This is a genomic window from Micromonospora sp. NPDC005806 (assembly GCF_042871425.1).
Classification (GTDB): domain Bacteria; phylum Actinomycetota; class Actinomycetes; order Mycobacteriales; family Micromonosporaceae; genus Micromonospora.
The window spans coordinates 45,839-65,491 of the sequence record NZ_JBIAIL010000023.1; the positions used below are offsets into that span (position 1 = coordinate 45,839).

The window sequence follows — 19,653 nt, forward strand, 5'->3', positions numbered from 1 at the left end:
TACCGGCGAGTAGCGTTCGGGCATGTCCATCGACTCTCGCCAGGTGGCGGCCGGTCTGCTGGAGGCCGTACCGTTCGCCCGCACGCTCGGTATCGAATTCGTCGAGGTCGCCCCCGAGGCCGAGGGCGGGGTGCGGGCGGTCGTCCGGCTGCCCGACACGCCCGAGCACCACAACCACGTCGGCGGCCCGCACGCCGGGGCGATGTTCACCCTCGGGGAGACCGCCTCCGGCGCGGTGGTGCTCGCCGCGTTCGGGCAGGTGCTCGACCGGGCGGTGCCGCTGGCCGTGACCGCCACCATCCGGTACCAGAAGGTCGCCCTGGGGCCGGTGCGGGCCACCGCCCGGCTGGGGCGAATCCCGGCCGAGGTGGTCGCCGAACTGGACGCCGGGCAGCGTCCGGAGTTCCCGGTCGAGGTGGAGATCGGCACCGAGGACGGCACGGTCACCTCGGTGCTGACGGTGATCTGGACGCTCCGCCCGAACCGCTGACGTCCGAATCGGGTTTGCCCGGCCGGTCCGCTGGATAGATTCGTACCGTGCTGGGCCTACCCGCTCACGTGACCGCCTGTCTCTTCGATCTGGACGGTGTGCTGACGCAGACCGCCAAGGTGCACAACGCCGCCTGGACCGAGACCTTCAACGCGTTCCTGAAGCAACGCGCGGCGGCCACCGGCGAGCCGTACCGCCCGTTCGACCCCGGCCCGGACTACAACCGGTACGTGGACGGCAAGCCGCGGGCCGACGGGGTGCGCTCGTTCCTGGCCTCGCGCGGGATCACCCTGCCCGAGGGCTCGCCCGACGACCCGCCGGAGGTGGACACGGTCAACGGGGTGGGCAACCGGAAGAACGTCATCCTGCTCAAGCGGATCCACACCGACGGCGTCGAGGTCTACGAGGGCTCGGTGCGCTACCTGGAGGCCGCGGCCCGGGCCGGGCTGCGCCGGGCGGTCGTCTCGGCCAGCGCCAACTGCGCGGCCCTGGTGGCCGCCGCCGGGCTGGACCGGCTGCTGGAGGCCCGGGTGGACGGGCTGGTGGCCCGCGAGCGGGGGCTGCGCGGCAAGCCGCACCCGGACACCTTCCTGGCCGGCGCCGACCTGCTCGGCGTCGGGCCGAAGCAGGCCGCGGTCTTCGAGGACGCCCTCGCCGGCGTGGCGGCCGGGAAGGCCGGCGGCTTCGGGTACGTGGTGGGCGTCGACCGGGTCGGCCAGGCCGACGACCTGCGCGCGAACGGCGCGGACGTGGTCGTGACCGACCTCGCCGAGCTGATGACGGAGGCGGCCCGGTGATCCGGGAACGGGCCTATCCGGTCGAGCCGTGGCACGTCCGCGAGGTCCGGCTCGACATGGACGTCCTCGCCCAGTCCGAGTCGGTCTTCGCCCTCTCCAACGGGCACGTCGGGCTGCGCGGCAACCTGGACGAGGGGGAGCCGCACGGTCTCCCCGGCACCTACCTGAACTCCTTCTACGAGCTGCGGCCGCTGCCGTACGCGGAGGCCGGCTTCGGCTTCCCCGAGTCCGGCCAGACCATCGTCAACGTCACCAACGGGAAGCTGATCCGGCTGCTGGTCGACGACGAGCCGCTCGACGTCCGGTACGGCGAACTCCTCTCCCACGAGCGCGTGCTCGACCTACGGGCCGGCACGCTGCACCGGGAGCTGCACTGGCGCTCGCCGGCCGGGCAGGCCGTGAAGGTCCGCAGCACCCGGCTGGTGTCGTTCACCCAGCGGGCGGTCGCCGCGATCCGCTACGAGGTCGAGGCGGTCGACGAGCCGCTCCGGCTGATCCTGCAGTCCGAACTGGTCGCCAACGAGAGCCTGCCGGCGCAGAGCAGGGATCCCCGGGTGGCCGCGGTGCTGGAGTCTCCGTTGCAGGCAGAAGAGGAGCTGACCACCGACGACGGCGGGCTGCTCATCCACCGGACCAAGGTCAGCGGACTGCGGGTTGCCGCCGCGATGGCGCACGACGTGCAGGGCCCGGAGCGCACCACCCTCGAGTCCGAGGGATACGAGGACTGGGTCCGGACCACCATCGGTTGCGTGCTCAAGCCGGGCCAGATGTTGCGGGTGGTCAAGTACCTGACGTACGGCTGGTCCAGCCGGCGCTCACTTCCGGCGCTGCGCGACCAGGTCGGGGCGGGCCTGGCCGCCGCCCGGCTCGACGGGTGGGACGGGCTGCGCCGGGCGCAGCGGGAATACCTGGACGAGTTCTGGGACGCCGCCGACGTGCGGGTGGAGGGCGACCCGGAGGTGCAGCAGGCCGTCCGGTTCGGGCTCTTCCACGTGCTCCAGGCCGGTGCCCGGGCGGAACGCCGCCCGATCTCCGCCAAGGGGCTCACCGGCCCCGGGTACGACGGGCACGCGTTCTGGGACACCGAGATGTTCGTGCTGCCGGTGCTCACGTACACCCAACCGTCGGCGGTGCGGGACGCCCTGCACTGGCGATACTCCACCCTGCCGCAGGCGCAGGAGCGGGCCCTGACCTTGAACCTGAACGGGGCGGCCTTCCCGTGGCGGACCATCGAGGGTCCGGAGTCGTCGGCGTACTGGCCGGCCGGCACGGCCGCCTTCCACGTCGCCGCCGATGTCGCGGACGCGCTGCGCCGGTACGTGCTGGTCACCGGCGACGACAGGCTGGAACAGGAGATCGGACTGGAGCTGCTGGTGGAGACCGCCCGGCTCTGGCGCTCGCTCGGCCACCACGACCGCGATGGGCAGTTCCACATCGACGGGGTGACCGGCCCGGACGAGTACACCGCGGTCAAGAACGACAACATCTACACCAACCTGATGGCGCAGCGGAACCTGCTCACCGCCGCCGACTGCGCGATGCGGCACCGGGACCAGGCCCTCGACCTCGGCGTCACCGAGGAGGAGGCGGCCGCCTGGCGGGATGCCGCGCACGCCATGCACGTCCCGTACGACGAGGAACTCCACGTGCACGAGCAGGTGGAGGGCTTCACCCGGTTGCAGGAGTGGGACTTCGAGAACACGCCGCCGGAGAAGTACCCGCTGCTCCTGCACTACCCGTACTTCGACCTCTACCGGAAGCAGGTCGTCAAGCAGGCGGACCTGGTGCTCGCCATGCACTGGCGCGGCGACGCGTTCAGCGACGTGGACAAGCGGCGCAACTTCCTCTACTACGAGCGGCGCACCGTCCGGGACTCCTCGTTGAGCGCCTGCACCCAGGCGGTGGTGGCGGCCGAGGTGGGGCACCCCGAGCTGGCCCATCGCTACCTGCGCGAGGCCGCGTTGATGGACCTGCACGACCTGAACGAGAACACCCGCGACGGGGTGCACATGGCCTCGCTGGCCGGCGCCTGGATCGCCCTGGTCGCGGGCTTCGGCGGCCTGCGCGACCACGCGGGGACGCTCTCCTTCTCGCCCCGGCTCTCCAGCCGGCTCAGCCGGCTGGAGTTCTCGCTGCAGTGGCGGTCGATGCGGCTGCGGGTGGACATCCGGCCGCACCAGACGACGTACTCGCTGCGCCACGGGGGACCGGACGCGGTGCTGGAGCTGCGGCACCATGGCGAACCGATCCGGGTCACCACCAAACAGCCGGTCACCGTGCCGGTGCCGCCGGCCCACCCGTCCGGGCCGCCGCCGGAGCAGCCGCCGGGCCGGGCGCCCCTGCTGCATCTGCCCGAGAACGCGAGCTGAGACGCCCCGGCCGCGGCGTCGCGGTCCGGGGCGTCTCCGGCGTACGTCAGAACTGGCGGCCGTTGGACGGCCGGCCCCCGGCGTCCCGTGGCGCCGTCGCCTGCGGGTCGTCGGCGGTACGTGCCAACGCCGCGTGGTCCGCCCAGTCCTGCGAGCGTCTCATGTCCTGTTCGCGGCGTTTCTGATCGGTGAGCTCCTGCTGCCGGGACCTGTCCTGTTTCGCCATGACGATCCTCGCGATCGGTCGGGGTCCGTGGTCACCCTGCGCCTTCCCGATCCGGGGCGGCTCAACCGTCCAGGTGGCGGGCGAAGCTCAGCCGCAGGTGGTTCTTCGGGCGGGAGCCGACGATCGAGCCGACCACCTGCCCGTCCCGGAACACCAGCATCGTCGGCATCGACATCACCTGGTACGCCCGCGTGGTCTCCGGGTTCTCGTCCGAGTTGAGGGTGACGAAGCGCAGCGTGTCGCCGAACTCCTCGGCCAGCTCGGCCAGGTGCTTGGAGACCGCCCGGCAGGGCGGGCACCACTCCGCCCAGAAGTCGACCACCACCGGCCGGTCGCTGGCCAGCACGGTGGCGGCGAACGTGGCGTCGGTGACCGGCGTCAGTCGGGCCTGTTGCGTGTCCTGAGGCATGTTTCCTCCCGATGGGCGATCGCGCGGGCGAGCTGGTCGTGCAGCTGTCGGCGGACCGCGCCGAGCCGGTCGAGGTAGTCGTCCACCTCGGCGAGCTTGCGCCGCAGCACCGCGACGGAATCCGGGCACACGTCGCCGGAGCTGTTGCCGGCCCGCAGGCAGGCCACGAACGGGCGGATGTCGTCCAGGCCGAAGCCCACCGCCAGCAGCGCCCGGATCTCGTGCACGACGCGCAGCTCCGCCTCGTCGTAGATCCGGTAGCCGTTGGCGGAGCGGCGTGGCCGCACCAGCCCCTGGGTCTCGTAGTACCGCAGGGTCCGGGTGCTCGTGCCGGCCCGTTCCGCCAGCTCGCCGATCCGCATCCCCACCTCCCAGCCCGCCCTCCCTCGGCACCCCACGCTAAACCTTGCCGCCGACGTCAAGGCAACCCCGAGGTGAGGAGGCGGTGGGCGGGGGTATGCGGCGGGGTGGGAGGTGTGGGATGGAGACGCGTGAGGTGACGGTGCCGGTGGTGGACGGCGGGCTGCCGGCGGACGTGATGGTGCCCCAGGGGGCCGTGGGGGTGGTGCTCTTCGCGCACGGCAGCGGCAGCTCGCGGCACAGTCCGCGCAACGTGGCCGTGGCGCACCAGCTCAACGACCGGGCGCTGGCCACCGTGCTGGTCGACCTGCTGACCCCGGAGGAGGACGCGCGGGACGCGGTGACCGCGGAGCTGCGTTTCGACATCGGGATGCTCGCCGAGCGGCTGGCCGCCATCGTCGACTGGATGGCCGCCGAGCCGACGCTGGGGGAGCTGCCGATCGGGCTCTTCGGCGCCAGCACGGGCGCGGCCGCCGCCCTGGTCGCCGCGGCCGCCCGCCCGGGCAAGGTGGGTGCCGTGGTGTCGCGTGGTGGTCGGCCGGACCTGGCCGGCAGCTCCCTGTCGGCGGTGCGTGCCCCGACGCTGCTGCTGGTCGGTGGCCTGGACCAGGAGGTGATCGTGCTCAACGAGCAGGCGCGGGACGACCTGGGCGACGTCGCCGAGCTGCGGATCGTCCCCGGCGCCACCCACCTCTTCGAGGAGCCCGGAGCCCTGGAGCAGGTGGCCGACCAGGCGGGCACCTGGTTCACCACCAAGCTCCGTACCCCGCATCCCGCCTGACCCGGGCCGCCCGGCCGGGTCAGGCGACGGCGGCGATACCCGACGGGCGTCGATCCGACACCCAGGGCCGGAGGATCACCAGCCGGGGTAGCGGACCCCGCTGATGTTCACTCGCAGACTGAACAGTGAGCTGGAGGCGCAGATGTAGAGCTCGTTGCGCTTCGGCCCGGCGAAGGTGAAGTTGGCGACGACCTCGGGCAGGTGCAGCTTGCCCAGCAGGGTCCCGTCCGGGTCGAAGCAGTGCAGCCCGTCGTGTGCGGCGGCCCAGACCCGCCCCGCGTCGTCGAGGCGGATGCCGTCGAACGAGCCGGCGTCGCAGGTGGCGAAGACGTCGCCGCCGCGCAGTGTGCCGCCCTCGGTCACCTGGAACCGGCGCAGGTGCTTCGCCCGCGTGTCGACGACGTAGAGCTCGGACTCGTCGGGGCTGAAGGCCAGGCCGTTGGGCTGCCCGAAGTCGTCGGCGACGAGGTGCACCACGCCGTCGTGCGGGTCGACCCGGTAGACGTGATTGCCGCCGATCTCGCTCTCCGCCCGGTGCCCCTCGTAGTCGCTGTCGATGCCGTAGCTGGGGTCGGTGAACCAGATCGACCCGTCGGAGCGTTCGACGACGTCGTTCGGGCTGTTGAGGCGCCGGCCCCGCCAGTGCTCGGCCAGCACGGTGTCGGTGCCGTCCGCCTCGGTGCGGGTGACCCGCCGCCGGCCCTGCTCGCAGCTCACCAGCCGCCCCCGCCGGTCGACGGTGTGCCCGTTGGCGTAGCCGGCCGGCTGGCGGAACACCCCGACCGCGCCGCTGGTCTCGTCCCAGCGCAGCAGCCGGTCGTTCGGGATGTCGCTGAAGACCAGGTACCGCCCGGCGGGGAACCAGGCCGGGCCCTCCAGCCAGCGGCCACCCGTCCAGAGACACTGCACCCACTCGTCGCCGTTGCCCCGACGGAACCGCTCGTCGAGCACCTCGAACCGCGTCCTGAACCGGTCGGCCATGACTGCCTCCACTCTGTGACTCACGTTCGGGAGCAAGCTAACATGACCGAACCAGAATCGGTGCAGAAGATAATCTCCGAACGAAGGAGGGCTCGTGGACGACGTGGACCGGAAGTTGCTCGCCGCGCTGCAACGCGACGCCACCCAGTCGTACGCCGCACTCGCCGGCGCGGTCGGGCTCTCCACCGGCGCCGTCCACGACCGGGTACGCAAGCTGCGCGAGCAGGGGGTGATCCGGCGGACCACGGTGGACGTCGACCCGGGCGCGGTCGGCCGGGGGGTGCTGGCGTTCGTGCTGGTCGAGGCGAACGCCTGGATGGGTGACCGGTCCACCCACGCGGCGCTGGCGGCGCTGCCCGAGGTGGAGGAGGCGCACGTCATCGCCGGCCCTGCCTCGCTGCTGGTCAAGATCCGGGTCGGTACGCCCGAGCAGCTCCAGGCCAGCCTGCGCCGACTCTTCCAGGTGGAGGGCGTCACCGGTACGCAGACCGTGGTGGTGCTGGAGAGCTTCTTCGAGCGTCCCCTCGACCCGTACCCGCAGAGCCCCTGACCGGGTGACCTGCGGCGGCCGCTCGTTGCCCGGGGCGACAAAAATCCGTCAACTCGCCCGGATCCTCACCCACTGATCCGACCGGTCGCGCCCTCCCGTCCTCACGAGGGGCGGGAGGGTGCCTCCGTCGACGCCACCACTCCGGCTCCCGCAGCGGCACGACCTCGGCCCCGTGCCGCTCGCGGAACCAGGCGGCGAGCTGGGTCTCCAGCACCAGCTGCTCGCTGGCGGCGTGCGACACCCCGACCAGGGTCATCGACGTCCCGGCCGCGAACTCGCGGACCTGGTCGTACTTGCGGCGGCCGTACTCGCCCTCGATCCGGACGTGCAGCTCGCCGGTGAGGTACGCCTGCGCACCGAGCCGCTCGGCGTAGGCCATCTCCTCGACGTGGTCGCCGACACCGCCGACCACGGCGATCCGCTCGATCACGTCCCGGCGTCGCCCCGCCACCTCGACCAGGTCGACGCCGAAGATCTCCCTGGCCCGGGCCACCAGGTCGGCGCTGCTGCACGGCGACACCTCGCAGACCAGTCCGGCGTGGCCGTCGCCGTACGGCCAGAACCGGTCCACGATCGTGCCGTCGAGCGCCGCGACGATGGCGGCGGCGGTGCCGACCCGGAGCGAGGTGTCCATCGGCGCGTGGCAGGCGTAGAGGCTGACCCCGGCGTCGCGGAGCTGCGCGAAGCGGGCGGCCGGGATGGGCACGAAGCCCTCGGCCCACACCCCGGACGGGTGGCCGTTGCGCAGGTCGATCGGGTGGTGGGTGACCAGCAGGTCGCCGGGCGCGGCGGCGGGCAGCCACCGGTCCAGGACCTCCGCCGAGGGGAAGCAGGCGACGAAGACCCGGCCGACCTCGGGGCGGCCCTCGATCATCAGGCCGTTGAACCGTTCGGCGAAGCGGGGCGTGACGTACCGCCGCCAGTCGATCCCGGCCTCGTCGTGCACCCGCGGCACGTGCCGCCGCATGGCGGTGTCCGGCTCGGCGTCCGCCAGCTCGAAGAGGTCGTCGAGGTCGGCGGTGAGCGTGGCGAGCGCCAGCCTGCTGGTCATGGCGGCACGCTAACCGCGGGTCCCCCGGCCGGCCAGCCGATTACCTTTCGTGCAGCAGGACGGGCAGCTCGCCGAGGTTCGTGAGGACATGGCCCGCCCAGGCCGGGTCGGTGTCGTTGTGCTCGGTCGTCCGGAGCACCGTCATGCCGACCGCGGCCGCGCCGGCCAGCTCGCCGTCCGCGCCGTCGCCGACGAAGAAGCAGTCGGCCGGCTCGGCGGCCAGCCGTTCGGCCGCCGTCCGGTAGATCGCCGGGTCGGGCTTGGCCAGGCCGACCTCGCAGGAGAAGACCGCCACGTCGACGCGGCGGGCCAGCGGGCTGGACCGCCACGCCTCGGCGGTCTCAGCGGTGGCGTTGCTGAGCAGGCCGACCGGGTGACCGTCGGCGCGCAGCGCGTCCAGCACGGCGAGGGTCTCCGGCGCGACGCGGGCCAGCAGCCGGCAGGCCAGCTCCCGGCGGTGTGCGGCGGCCCGGGCGACCTGCTCCTCGGTCGGCGTGCCGCCGAGCCGCCGGGCGAGGGTCCGTACCGTCTCCTCGGTGTCCCAGCCGGTCATCCGGTCCCGCCAGGTGGCGTGGTACGCGGCGACCAGCGCGGCCGGCGCCACCCCGACCATCAGGGCCATCTCGCCGATCACCCGGTCCCGCTCGGGGTCGCCGCCGGGCACCAGGGTGTGGAAGAGGTCGAAGATCACCGGACGCGGCACGCTCCCGATGCTATCGAGGGCCGACCGGCCCTGAGGACGACGAAGGGCCGGCCTCCCCCGAGGGAGGCCGGCCCTTCGTGCGGCTCGGTCAGGAGCTGTAACCGCGGCCCGCGATCCAGTTGGCCAGGTCGGTCACGCCCATCCAGTACGTCGGCTCGTTCGGGCTGGCCGGGTCGGCGATCAGCACCGTGTTGCCGTCGTTCTTGTACTCCACCACTGTCAGGTAGTGACCGGGGTAGCTGTGCGCGGCACCGTCGATGTCCAGCGCGCTGCCCAGGACGTTGGCGACGACCGGACGACCCTGGTCGACGGCGGCCTTGACGTCGACCCGCAGCCGCTCGATCTGATCCTTGGTCGCCACGTCGTCCCGGATCTCAGTGGTCTTGTACTTGCCACCGGTGTGCTCGTTGAGCACCCGGGTGATGTCGATGGCCGAGTCGGTGCCGTTCTCGGTCGTGCCGAGCTGCTTGGCCAGCTCGTCCTGGCTGACTTCCTTGCCCTCGGCCGAGAGCGCGATCCGGGTCGAGGCCGGGCCGCAGTAGAAGTAGTTCGGCTGGGCCTCGTACTCGTAGCCGGCGCTGCGCTCGCTCTTGTCGGCGCCCTTGCCGTTGCCCTTGCCGTTGCCCTTGTCGGCGACGACGGGCTTCGCGTGCGCCGGGGCGGCGTGGGCGGCCACGGCCGGGCCGGCGACGACGCCACCGGACATGACCAGACCGGCGACGGACAGCATGCTCTTACGGAAGATCGAGTTCATGTCGAAGCTCCATTCGGGGGGTTGCCGTCCCGCGGGACGTCCACGGGACGGAGCACCAGGAGTGGCGCTCGGCTTGCTCTCGGGGGATCGGGGCGCGGCCCCGCTTCACTCACCGGGAAAACGACGACCGCCGGGACCCGCCCGGCTCGGTCGTACGGAAGTACTAACGGTCCGTAGCTGCTCCTGATTCCGCTGCCGGGGTGGCGCCGGACACCCCGAACCGGACACCGGGCGCAAAACACCGGACACACCCCACCGGGCGCGCGGAGCAGGGTCAGGCGGTGACCGGCAGGCTGCCGAGCAGGCGGGTGACGGTGATCTCGATGACCACGCGCCGCGGGTTGGGGCGCGGCTGGCGATAGCGCTCGGCGTACCGGCGCTCGGCCTCCGCCACCGCCTCGGGGTCGCTGCGCAGCACGGCCCGCCCCTCGACGGTCAGCCACCATCGGCCGGCCACCTGGCAGACCGCCACCGGGGTGCCCGCCGGGCCGGCCGCCGCGACGTGCCGCGCCTTGGCCGAGGTGCCCGAGGTGATCACGCGGGCCAGCCCGGCGTCCGGGTCGAAGGTGACGCCTACCGGGACGATGTGCGGGGTGCCGTCGGGCCGCAGCGTGGCCAGCGTGGCGAGGTGCCGGTCCCGGAAGAAAGCCCTGACCCGCGCGTCGTGTGGGTCCAACCGGTGGTCGCCCGCCATGCCCCGTCCTCGGTACGTCGATCCGGGGCCGGCCGCCGGCCCCGGCTCGATCATGACACGGGACGGTGCGGGCGGCCCGGCGCTGCCGGGGACTCCGACCGGTCGGGCAGCCCTTGCTGCGCCGCGCGGTGCCGGGCGACCAGCCGGCCCAGGTAGAACAGGGCACCGGCCAGCACGCCCATGTCGTCCAGGTAGATCGGGTCGGGGAGCAGGTCGACCGGGAGGATCGCGTAGATCAGCGCGCCGTAGAAGGCGACCTTGCCGCCGACGCCCAGCGCGCCGAGCAGCCGGCGGGTGCGCACCACCCGGACGGCGAGCCACACCGCGCCGACCAGCGTCGCCAGGATGACGACGCCGGCGAGCGCCACCAGGAGCCAGGTCTCACGGGACACGAGGTCACGCTAACCGAGCCGGGCCACCTCCGCCCGAGGAGTCAGTACGCCGGCACGGCCGCCCGGCCCCGGGCCACCGCCTCTCGGGCGGGCAGCTCCCGGGTGGTCTCCGGGCCGGCCAGGTCCACGATGGAGAGCGCCGACTGCGGCTCCGGGGCCGGACGGGTCGCCGCGTACGCCTCCTCGCGCAGGCTCCGCGCGGCGGCGGCGGCCAGCTCGGCGGCCCGCCAGGCGGCCTGCTCCCGCTCCCGGGCGGCGTCCTGCCGGGTGCGGAGGTTGTGCCGGACCAGCCGGCGCAGCAGCAGCTCCTGCTCCACCGGGTGCCGGCGCGGGTCCCAGCCACGGCGCCCGAGGATGTCGCTGAGCTGCTCGACGGTGATCTCCGCGCGGTCCTGCGCGTCCGTTGCCGCCCGGTGCAGCCAGCGCTCCCGGTCCGCGTACTCGGCGGGTGTCCGGGCCGTCCGGGGCAGGGGCAGCGCCGCAGCGGCCGCCAGCCGGCGGACGTGCTCCTCCGCCGCCTGGTACGCCTGCCACGCCTCCTCGACCTCATCCTGGGCCGCCAGCCACGCTGCCCGCCGCCGCTCGGCGGTTGTCGCCGCGCGGGCCGCGGCCACCTCCAGCTCCTGCGCGTACCGGGCCTGCTCGCGGGAATGCTCGCGGGCCGCCTTGGCCAGCTCCAGGCTGCTCGGCCTGGCCGCCTCGCTGATCCGGTCGCCGAACACCGGGCGGAACCGGCCCGGGCGGACGATCAGGGCGGCGATCACGATCGCGGCCACGGCGATCAGGGCCAGCCAGATCGCGGCGGCCTGGGGGACGTCGATCAGGACGGCGGAGAAGACGGTCTGCATCACCAGCACCTCGTGGTGGGTCGTTCGGGAGTTGCGGTCTGGGGCCCGGTCGACGGGCGGCGGGTCGCGTGGTGGGGCTGTACCCGATGGGCGGCGCGGGAACACCAGGGCCGCGCGGGCGGCCGGCGCGATCAGGCGCGCGGCGGGCCGCGGCGGGCGACCGACTCCCGGCCGGGATCGGCGGGGGGCAGGACCGGGGCGGCGTCCACCCGCGGCGACACGGCGTCGCGGTCGAGGTGGCGCGACGGTACGCCGGTGGCCGGCGCGGTCGACGCGGCGCGCAGCTGCCGGGTGGGGGAATCCACGGTGGTCACCCCGGCGTCGGGGGCCCAGGTGATGGTGGCACCCAGGCCGTGCCCGGCGGCCACGGAGCCGGTCAGGGGCGGGCCCGCGAGAGCGTCGATCGCCCCTTGGGCGATCTCGACGCCGGCCGGCGGTCGGACCGTCGCGGCTGGACGGAGGGATTCGCCGGGGGCGGGGACGGCCAGACCGTTGAGCCCGACGGCGAGCACCAGGGCGGTCGCCGCCATCCGGGTGAATCGACGCAGCGAGCGCAGCGTCGCCGCCCACAGGGGCGGGGTCAACGCTACGGACTGCACCGTTTCAACCTATCGGTCAGATCCGCCTCGTGCAGCTCGACGATCACTCCGATTGACGTGACCCGCCCCACGATGCGCTGTGGACAGACGGTGCCGGCCGTCGACGGCCCTAGGTATTACCCGGACGGCCGCAACGAAACGGCGCGGCGCCCCTTCGGAGAGGGACGCCACGCCGTCAGGTCAGGGTGCGGTCAGTCGGTGCCGCCGAGGACCGGGGGCGGAGCCGACCGGCCGTCGCCCCAGACCATCTCGTCCTCGGTCAGCCAGGTGAACCGCTCGTCCGACTCGTCCTCGTCGTGCTCGCCGTGCTTGCCCAGCACGCCGTTGCGCCCGGCCATGGCGGGACGCCCGCTGGTGCCCCGGCCGCCGTTGGACCGGCCCTCGGCCTCGACCACGAGGCCACGCCCACCGGCGAGCCGCCCGGTGCCGGCCGCCGCCCGGTTCTCCATCCCGCCGATCCGGCCGGAGGTCGGCGTGTTGGAACCGGCCAGCGAGCCGGTCCCCACCCCGGGCAGCCCGAGGAGCGAGTTCCCGCCAGCGGTCGGCACGGTCGAGGGTCCGCCGGCGATGTTGGTGGGGAGGCCCGCCATCGGGCCGGTGCTGGTCAGCGGCGGGGCGGCACCGGCGAGCGAGGTGCCGGTCGGGTCGACGGTGCCGATCGAGCCGACGCTGCCCGGCTGTCCCGCGCCGGGCTGCCCGGTGCCGGCGCCCGGGCCGAACGTTCCGGAGTTCGGCCCGCCGGAGGGTGTGCCCACCGACGGCCCGTTCTTCAGCGAGGAGCCGGGCGGGTCGGAGTGCCCCGGCAGGCGGTTGTCGGGCTCCTCCGGCACGACGATCCGGCCGTACGCGGAGAAGTCGTAGCCCTCGGCCAGGTCGGCGACGACCTTCACCATCCGCTGGTGCGCCTTCTCCTGCTCGGCCTGGTCCTGCTCGTGGCCGACGACCCCGCCGATGACCGCGCCGGGCAGGCCACCTACGAGGAAGCCCTTGGCCGCCCCGGACAGCAGCTTGTCGTTGTCGTCGGTCTCCTCCGGGCTCTCCGTTTTGGACTGGGCGGTGCGCAGCTCGGAGGCCATCATGTCGAGCGCCTGCCGGATGCCGGCCATGCCCTCGGCGAGGTTGCCCGAGTAGTCGACGACCAGGTTCAACCGCTGCTGGAACTCCCGCGACGCGTCGCCCGTCCAGGTCTTGGCCAGCGCCTCCAGGTCGCCGGTGAGGTCCCGGCCGAGGCCCTCGAGGGTGTCCTTCAGCGAGCTCCACTGGGCGCTGAGCGAGTCGACCTGCTTCGGGTCACCCGAGGTGACGCCGTGGTAGAGCTCCTTGTGGCTGACGTGCTCGTAGCGCTGGGTGTACTCAGACACGCGGATCCTCCCCCTTCGCCGGCTTCATCGCCTCGGACAGCCCGGAGAGCGCGGCGATGATGTCGGCCGCGGCGGCCGCGTTGCGCGCCTCGGTGGTCCGGTAGTTGGTCATGATCGTCTTGGTCGCCTTCCGGGCGGCCACGATCGCCCGGTGCAGCCGCTCGGCGTGGTCGACGAAGCTCTGGTGCGTCGTGGCATAGCGGCGGGCGTTGTCGGTCGCGTCGGTGAACGAGCCCAGGGCCGGCGGCCGGCACTGCATCTCGGTGTTGAGCTTCTTCAGCACCGACTCGGCCTCGCTCAGCCGTCCCTCGAGCCGCTGGTGAAAGTCCTCCAGGGACAGTACGTCTACTGTCGTGCGCCCGCTCATGGCTGCATCCCCGTAGTCATCGTCGAGAACCGTTGGCCAGGCTCAGGTTAGTCGACCCGGGCCAATGGAGGCGACCCGTTCCGGCTCCAAGCCTCCACATCGGACGGCGTGGTCGGTCAGCCGCCCTGGGCCGGGGCCGACTCCGAGGGGCCCGATCCGTCCGGCCCGTCCGGATCGTCCTTCGCCGTGCCGTCCGGCCGGGCCCCCGGATCGAAGTACGCCAGGGCGTCCTGCCGCTCCAGCGTCGGCCCGGTCGGCACCAGCGCCAGCAGCGACGCGGGCACGGCCAACGGCGGCACGTCGCCGTAGCCGAGGGCCGCCTTCGCGTCCCCGGAGGCGGTGCCGAGCGGGTAGCGGACGCCCTGCGCGGTGATCAGGTAGACGGTGGAGCCGGCCGCCGCCTTCCCGGTCTCCCCGGCCGCGGCCTGCGCCAGCACGCCCTTGCCGCCCGGCAGCAGCACGCCCTCCGCGGTACGCACGGCGTCCCGGGAGCCCTGCCGCGCGGCGACGCCGGTCTCCGCGGTCAGCTCGACCGGGGGCTGGTCGAAGACCTCCAGCGTGGTGGTCGGCGGCTGGCCCGCCCCCGTCGCCCGATACGTGACGCAGAGCACAGTCCGTCCGGTCCGGACGTCGTGCAGCGTGGGCAGCCGCTGCGGCAGTCCCTCGGCGTCCAGCCGCTGGTCGGTCAGGAGCCGGCCGGCCTGGTCCGGCGTGATGTCGGTGATCTGGCCGCCGTCGCCGAGCAGCAGCAGCGCGGTCACCTCCTTGATCGCCACCAGCCCCTGCCGGGTCAGTACGTAGTACTGGTCGGCGGCCCGGAAGACCTGGCCCACCCTGGCCGGGCGGTCGGCCACCGCCAGGCCGCTGGAGCTGCCGAACCCGTCGATGCTCGGCTTCCGCAGCGGCGGCCCGACCGGCACCGCGTTGAGCAGCTGCTGGCCCACCGTGAGGTTCGGCGCGCCGGCCATCTTCAACGCCACCAGCGCCTGTTCGTCGCCGACCACCCGCAGCTGGGAGCCGCCGGTGAGCAGGTAGCGCGCGTCGTTCACCCGGACCAGCACCGCCTGGTCGGTGAGCGGCGTGCCGCCCGGCAGCTGTCGGTCGATCACCAGCCGGGTGGTCGAGCGCTGCGGATCGACCGGGTCCGGCACGTCGCAGACCGACCAGGGGAGGCCGACCAGCGACTTCCGGTCCGGCACGTCGTCCGGGGCGCCCACGATGCCGACGGCCCGGCCGCGCGCCCGGTCCTTGATGGAGGCCTGCGACATGGTCCGCACCGGCGGGTCGGCCTCGTCGAGGATGAGCCGGGCGGAGGCGTAGTTGAGCGTCGGGTGGAGCTTCCCGTCGGTGAAGACGTACGTGGCGCCGGTCTCCCGCTCGATCACCAGCGTGTTCGGCTCCAGCGGCGCGGCGTTGCCGGTGAACTGCCCGTACGCGCCGGCGCCGCCGAGCACGATGGCGGCGACGATGACGCTGCCGAACACGGCCATGCCGAGCCGGCGCATCGGCAGGTCGTTGGTCTCCGGGTCGCCGGAGAGCAGTGCGGAGACGATGCGGCGGGTGACGAAGCGGTACGCCTGCACCTGATCGCGGCGGGTCCGCATGACTAACCTCCGGCGGGGGTGGGTCCGCGACGATCAGGTCCGAACTCCGCCGCGGGCTTCCCTACGATAAGGGTCCGTCGGGGCTTCACCGGGACCCCGCCCGCCCTCCCGGCGACGCACCGATCCGGCGGATGCCCAGGATGTCCAGAAGGGACGCTCACCGATGACGCAGGTCCAGGCGCCACCCGGTCGCACGGCCACCGCCCCCGCCGTGGGGGACGACCGCCCGGTCACCCCGGCCGACCGGCGTCGGCGCGGCCGCCTCGGCCCGGTCGTCGTCGGCCAGCTGGTGGTGCTGGAGTGCGCCGCGCTGGGCGTGTGGTTCGCCACCGGCGGTCCCGCCTGGCTGCTGCCGGCCGTCGGCGGGCTGGCCCTGCTGGCGGTCGTCGCCGCCTTCGCCCGGCGGGGTGGCCGCTGGTGGTACGAGGACCTGATGCTCCGCCGCCGGCTGCGCCGTCGCCGGGAGCGGGCCCGGGGCGCGGTGCCCGCCGGCGACCCGCGGCTGGCCGCGCTCGCCCCGGAGCTGACCGTGGTCGAGCTGACCGAGCGCGGCACCCGGCTCGGCATCGGGCAGGACGAGCGGGGCTGGTTCGCCGCGGTCGCGCTGACCGGCCGACCCGGTGCCCCCGCCGGCTCGGTCGAGGCGGCGGTGGTGGACCGCGCGGTCGCGGTGCTCGCCGACTTCACCGGGCCGATCACCCAGACCCAGGCCGTCTCGCACACCCTGGTCTGGTACCCGGCGCCGGGGGCTCCGCCGGCCGCGCACCGGACGGTCTGGGTGGCGCTGCGGCTCTCCGTCGCCGACGCCCGGGCCGAGGCGGTGAGCCGGGGCGGCGGCATGCGCGGCGTGCACCGTACCGTCGCCGCCGCCATGGGCCGGCTGGGCAAGGCGCTGAACGCCGCCGGCCTCGGCCACCGGGTCCTCGGTCGCGACGAGCTGCACGCGGCGGTGGTCTCCGGGGCCGGGCTCGACCTGGCGCCGGAGTCGCCGGTGGAGAGCTGGACCAACCTGCGCGGCGGCGGCTGGACCCAGCGCTGCCTGGCCCTGCGGGTACGCCCCAACGGCTCGCTGGGGGCGCTGGTGGACGCGGTGACCGCCACGTCCGCGCCGTCGCACACGGTCGCGGCGGTGGTGCTCCCCGGCGGGCGCCGGGTGCCGCCGCTGCTGCGGGTCGCCGCGATGGACGGCCACGCCGGGGCGCTGGTGAAGGTCGTCCGGGACGTGGCCAAGCGGTCCGGCGTACCGGCCCGCCCGCTGGACGGGCAGCACGGTCCGGGCGTCTACGCCACCGCGCCGGTGGCCACCGCGATGGGCACGGTCACGGTCGAAGGTTGACGATCCAGCCGTAGAGGCCGCAGACCCAGACGGCCAGCGGTACCACGGCGACGATCAGCAGGATCTCGACGAGGTCCAGGGTCCGCCCCCAGACCGGCGAGATCGGCTTGCCCGCCACGCTCAGCCCGTAGATCAGGCTGATCACCGCGGCGAGCAGCAGCCCGCCCAGGATCAGCCCGAGCCGGACCGGCAGCGAGCCGGCGCCGAAGGTCGCCGCGGCGGACAGGCCGAGGCCGAGAGTGCCGGCGAGCAGCACCGGCGTGCGCTGGGCGCGGCCGCTGAACGGGCGGGCCCGCAGCAGCGAGAGCAGGGCCAGGACGAGGCAGAGCAGCACCGCCGGCAGCCGGCCGTTACCGGCCAGCACGAGCTGACCGCCCAGGACCAGCAGCGACACCGTCCACAGCAGACCGGTGAGGAAGGCGTCGGCGCGCTCGCTGTTGCGCAGCACCTGCGGGCCGTCGACGGACTCGGTGTCGGACTTCAGGTCGTCCGGCCCGGTCGGGATCGACGGCACCGGCAGCCGGGCCAGCCGGAAGGCGATCATCGGCAGCGCCGGCAGGGCGGCGAACGCGACGGTCGCGATCACCGCCGCGGCGGCCGCCGCGCCGATGCCGAAGGCCAGGCTGAGCGCCGCGCCGACCGCCACCGCCACGCCGACCGCGACCGCACCGAGGAACAGCGGCAGCCGGTCCCCGACGGCCAGCGCGGCCACCGCGCCGAAGAGCACCACCGCGGTCGCGGCCATCAGCACGTGCGGGCTGGCCAGGTCGGTCAGCTTGCGGTCACCGGCGAGCACCAGCAGGCCGCCGATGGCCGCGTAGCCCAGGCCGGCCATGGCCAGCACGGCCCCGGTACGGCTGTCGCCGGCCGCCCGGGACAGCACCGCGGCGGTCACCAGCAGGGCGAGCGCGACCACCAGCGCGGCCAGCGCGCCGGGTAGCTGCGGCGGGCCGGCGAAGAGCGCCGCCACCGCGCCCGCCGCGAGGGTCGCCCCGGCGAAGAGGACGGCGAACGAGCGGGTCGTGCCGACCTGCCAGGTCCCGGGACGCTGGTTGGTCGCGGTGGCGACGGCGTCCACCACGTCGTCGAAGACGATCTCCGGTGCGGCCGCGGCGCGCGGGTTGAAGTAGAGCACCTCGCCGTCGCGGACGCCGAGCTGCGCGGCGGTACGGCCACCGTCCAGCGCCGGCCCGCCGAGCCGGGACAGGCTCCAGCCGCCGTGCCGCACGCCCTCGTCGGCCAGGTCCTCGCCGGCGTACCGCAGCAGTGTGGGCAGCAGGTCGGCCAGCGGAACGTCCGACGGCAGCGCCAGATCCATCCTGGTCCGCGGCGCCACGATGGTGATCCGGCTCAGTCCGCCGGTCGCGGTCTTCGTCGCCACTGTGGCCTGCTTCCTGCTAGTTGCTCATTGCTGAGCGGTTCGGATAATTCGCTCTCCGTCCGGCGGTTGCCGGGCTGGAGTCCTGGACCGGCAGTCTGGTCCGGTGGCGATCGGTCCTATCCTGCAGGATCTGCTTCACCTTGTGGTGTGGGGTGTGCAGGGCGATGTCGGGGTCGCCTGCTCGCTGCAGGATGTTGATCGCGGCGTTCACGTCTGCCTGCCACACCACCCCGCACCAGGTGCAGTGAAACCGGTCCCCGCTGCGTCGGCCGAGTCGGCCGCAGCGGTGACAGGTTTGTGAGGTGTAGGCGGCGTTGACGGGAACGAGCGCAGAACCTCTGCGCTCCGACACGTTTCTGAGGGCCTCGGCGGTGACCCCTTTGGTCCACGCGGCCAGGCGCCGGTTGACGTTCTTGCCGAGCGTCTTGCGCCCGGCGAACCTTCGGGTGAGGTCTTCGGCGATGACGGTGGCGGCCTTGTCGACGACCCGATGTACGGCGGTGAAGATCTCCGTGCGCACCCGCGCTCGGTGGCGGGCGGCTTGCCGATCCCGTTTCACCGTCCCGAGGTTGTTGACCGTGATCCGGTGTGCTTTCGCGTGGTCGCCACGAAGGGCGGCGTTGTTGGCGATCGAGCGCAGCTTCGCCCGCCGCCGGTTACGGTCCTTCAACCGGTCCGACTCGGCGGTCAGCAACTCGCCGAGGCCCCTGCCGTGGCGGCCGCCGTCGGAGTCGGTCAGGGCCTCGGTGTAGCCCTTGTCGACACCGATCGTCCGCTGCCCGCAGGGCCGCTGCGACGACCGCATATGCGAGGCGTCGATCTGGTAGTGCACCTCGACCCGGCCGCCCCGCAGGATCAGCCGCAGGGTGCCCGTCGGGGCCACGGTCGTAGACAGTTGGATCTTGACCATCTTGCGGCGTTCGAGGCCGGGAACGGCCAGCCACAACCGGCCGCGCCCGTCGACGATCGTGTTGTGCTTGTCGGCACGCACCACGATCTGATCGTGCGTGCGGTTGCGGCCACGCCTCCAGCGCGCGCGCATCTGCCGAGCCAAGAACGGGTCACCAGCCCACCGGTCAGCCTTCAACGCGGCCAGCATCCGCTTTCGCTCGCTTGGATCGCTCGCGCGCCGGACGACCGCCCGACGCACCTCGACCTTGGCCGCCTCCAGGTTCGCCGCGATATCGGCCATGGCGTCGCGGACGGTTTCCTTCCACGCATTCGCCAACACACCGAACTGCAGATGCGTACCGTCGGCCAACCACCGGTCCCGCACCTGCCGGTCCGTCTGCCCGGACCCCACACCGCTGACCGACCCGTAGCGCTGCCACACCTCACTACGAACCCGACCCAACCGGCGGGCTTGCTCCAGCAATGCTGCGTGCTTACTCGGGTTCAGGCCCATGGAGTAAGCGATCCGGGTCACCTTCACCGGTCGCCCTCCACGGTCAGGTCCACCCTTTGAGCTCCGTCTCGTAGCGTCGCTGACATCGCCCGGCAGCAGCATCCCACGCACGTCAGAGTCGTCGAAACCCGTCCCGACAAGCCCTCGGAGCAGAAGGCGAACTTGGATGGATCTGCGGAGAAAGTCGACAATCGG

Annotated in this window: 22 protein-coding genes; 6 read left to right on the plus strand and 16 right to left on the minus strand. The window is 73.4% G+C overall.

Annotated features, from left to right (window positions below; translation table 11 throughout):
- The first annotated feature begins 22 nt into the window (after positions 1–22).
- From ACFYOS_RS22640 to ACFYOS_RS22650, 3 genes are read left to right on the plus strand one after another with little or no spacing between them, the layout of a single operon-like run.
- Positions 23–490: a DUF4442 domain-containing protein gene (locus ACFYOS_RS22640; protein WP_387144898.1), complete on the plus strand. Its 468-nt coding sequence runs from the start codon at positions 23–25 to the stop codon at positions 488–490.
- 47 nt (positions 491–537) lie between these two features.
- Entirely contained in the window at positions 538–1,287 is a 750-nt protein-coding gene (locus ACFYOS_RS22645; protein WP_387144901.1) for a beta-phosphoglucomutase family hydrolase, read from the plus strand.
- Positions 1,284–3,656, plus strand: coding sequence for a glycoside hydrolase family 65 protein (locus ACFYOS_RS22650; protein ID WP_387144904.1), 2,373 nt, complete (start codon positions 1,284–1,286; stop codon positions 3,654–3,656). The genes ACFYOS_RS22645 and ACFYOS_RS22650 overlap by 4 nt, the downstream gene beginning before the upstream one ends.
- A gap of 46 nt (positions 3,657–3,702) precedes the next feature.
- Here ACFYOS_RS22650 and ACFYOS_RS22655 read toward each other — a convergent pair whose 3' ends face one another.
- From ACFYOS_RS22655 to ACFYOS_RS22665, 3 genes are all read right to left on the minus strand, one after another.
- The gene (locus ACFYOS_RS22655) at positions 3,703–3,882 is read right to left on the minus strand and encodes a hypothetical protein (RefSeq protein WP_387144907.1); all 180 of its coding nucleotides are present in this window, start codon (positions 3,880–3,882) and stop codon (positions 3,703–3,705) included.
- Positions 3,883–3,943: 61 nt separating this feature from the next.
- Positions 3,944–4,291, minus strand: coding sequence for a thioredoxin (trxA, locus tag ACFYOS_RS22660; protein WP_387144910.1), 348 nt, complete (start codon positions 4,289–4,291; stop codon positions 3,944–3,946).
- Entirely contained in the window at positions 4,261–4,653 is a 393-nt protein-coding gene (locus ACFYOS_RS22665) for a MerR family transcriptional regulator (RefSeq protein WP_387144913.1), read from the minus strand. The genes trxA and ACFYOS_RS22665 overlap by 31 nt, the downstream gene beginning before the upstream one ends.
- Positions 4,654–4,772: 119 nt before the next feature.
- On the opposite strand from ACFYOS_RS22665, the gene ACFYOS_RS22670 reads away from it, so the two are divergent.
- Positions 4,773–5,432 (plus strand): dienelactone hydrolase family protein, encoded by a 660-nt coding sequence (locus tag ACFYOS_RS22670; protein WP_387144916.1) that lies wholly within the window; start codon positions 4,773–4,775, stop codon positions 5,430–5,432.
- 75 nt (positions 5,433–5,507) lie between these two features.
- Here the strand turns inward: ACFYOS_RS22670 and ACFYOS_RS22675 are convergent, their stop codons facing one another.
- The gene (locus tag ACFYOS_RS22675; protein WP_387144919.1) at positions 5,508–6,413 is read right to left on the minus strand and encodes an SMP-30/gluconolactonase/LRE family protein; all 906 of its coding nucleotides are present in this window, start codon (positions 6,411–6,413) and stop codon (positions 5,508–5,510) included.
- A 94-nt stretch (positions 6,414–6,507) separates the two neighbouring features.
- Between ACFYOS_RS22675 and ACFYOS_RS22680 the strand changes: the two genes are divergently transcribed.
- Positions 6,508–6,963, plus strand: coding sequence for an Lrp/AsnC family transcriptional regulator (locus tag ACFYOS_RS22680; protein WP_387144922.1), 456 nt, complete (start codon positions 6,508–6,510; stop codon positions 6,961–6,963).
- Here ACFYOS_RS22680 and ACFYOS_RS22685 read toward each other — a convergent pair.
- From ACFYOS_RS22685 to eccB, 10 genes are all read right to left on the minus strand, one after another.
- Positions 6,887–8,014, minus strand: coding sequence for a Nif3-like dinuclear metal center hexameric protein (locus ACFYOS_RS22685; RefSeq protein WP_387144925.1), 1,128 nt, complete (start codon positions 8,012–8,014; stop codon positions 6,887–6,889). The two genes, ACFYOS_RS22680 and ACFYOS_RS22685, sit on opposite strands and share 77 nt — an antisense overlap.
- 40 nt (positions 8,015–8,054) lie before the next feature.
- On the minus strand, positions 8,055–8,717 hold the full coding sequence (locus ACFYOS_RS22690; RefSeq protein WP_387144928.1) for an HAD family hydrolase: 663 nt from the start codon (positions 8,715–8,717) through the stop codon (positions 8,055–8,057).
- Between the two features lie 88 nt (positions 8,718–8,805).
- Positions 8,806–9,471 carry a C39 family peptidase gene (locus ACFYOS_RS22695; RefSeq protein ID WP_387144930.1) on the minus strand — a complete coding sequence of 222 codons (666 nt, stop codon included), beginning with the start codon at positions 9,469–9,471 and terminating at the stop codon, positions 8,806–8,808.
- A 274-nt stretch (positions 9,472–9,745) separates the two neighbouring features.
- Positions 9,746–10,165, minus strand: a complete 420-nt coding sequence (locus ACFYOS_RS22700) for a pyridoxamine 5'-phosphate oxidase family protein (protein ID WP_387144933.1) — start codon at positions 10,163–10,165, stop codon at positions 9,746–9,748.
- Between the two features lie 50 nt (positions 10,166–10,215).
- Entirely contained in the window at positions 10,216–10,557 is a 342-nt protein-coding gene (locus ACFYOS_RS22705; protein WP_387144936.1) for a hypothetical protein, read from the minus strand.
- A 41-nt stretch (positions 10,558–10,598) separates the two neighbouring features.
- Positions 10,599–11,405 carry a hypothetical protein gene (locus ACFYOS_RS22710; protein ID WP_387144939.1) on the minus strand — a complete coding sequence of 269 codons (807 nt, stop codon included), beginning with the start codon at positions 11,403–11,405 and terminating at the stop codon, positions 10,599–10,601.
- Positions 11,406–11,536: 131 nt separating this feature from the next.
- Positions 11,537–12,004, minus strand: a complete 468-nt coding sequence (locus ACFYOS_RS22715) for a hypothetical protein (protein ID WP_387144942.1) — start codon at positions 12,002–12,004, stop codon at positions 11,537–11,539.
- Positions 12,005–12,195: 191 nt separating this feature from the next.
- Positions 12,196–13,365: a WXG100 family type VII secretion target gene (locus ACFYOS_RS22720; protein WP_387144945.1), complete on the minus strand. Its 1,170-nt coding sequence runs from the start codon at positions 13,363–13,365 to the stop codon at positions 12,196–12,198.
- Positions 13,358–13,732 (minus strand): hypothetical protein, encoded by a 375-nt coding sequence (locus ACFYOS_RS22725; RefSeq protein ID WP_387144948.1) that lies wholly within the window; start codon positions 13,730–13,732, stop codon positions 13,358–13,360. The genes ACFYOS_RS22720 and ACFYOS_RS22725 overlap by 8 nt, the downstream gene beginning before the upstream one ends.
- A 116-nt stretch (positions 13,733–13,848) precedes the next feature.
- Positions 13,849–15,336 carry a type VII secretion protein EccB gene (gene eccB / locus ACFYOS_RS22730; protein WP_387144951.1) on the minus strand — a complete coding sequence of 496 codons (1,488 nt, stop codon included), beginning with the start codon at positions 15,334–15,336 and terminating at the stop codon, positions 13,849–13,851.
- Between the two features lie 163 nt (positions 15,337–15,499).
- Between eccB and ACFYOS_RS22735 the strand changes: the two genes are divergently transcribed.
- Positions 15,500–16,672 (plus strand): type VII secretion protein EccE, encoded by a 1,173-nt coding sequence (locus ACFYOS_RS22735; protein WP_387144954.1) that lies wholly within the window; start codon positions 15,500–15,502, stop codon positions 16,670–16,672.
- Here ACFYOS_RS22735 and eccD read toward each other — a convergent pair.
- Positions 16,656–18,053 carry a type VII secretion integral membrane protein EccD gene (gene eccD, locus ACFYOS_RS22740; RefSeq protein WP_387144957.1) on the minus strand — a complete coding sequence of 466 codons (1,398 nt, stop codon included), beginning with the start codon at positions 18,051–18,053 and terminating at the stop codon, positions 16,656–16,658. The genes ACFYOS_RS22735 and eccD overlap by 17 nt on opposite strands.
- A 16-nt stretch (positions 18,054–18,069) precedes the next feature.
- A complete protein-coding gene (locus tag ACFYOS_RS22745; RefSeq protein ID WP_387144960.1) occupies positions 18,070–19,485 on the minus strand; it encodes an RNA-guided endonuclease TnpB family protein in 1,416 nt (471 codons plus the stop codon).
- Positions 19,486–19,653: the final 168 nt, after the last annotated feature.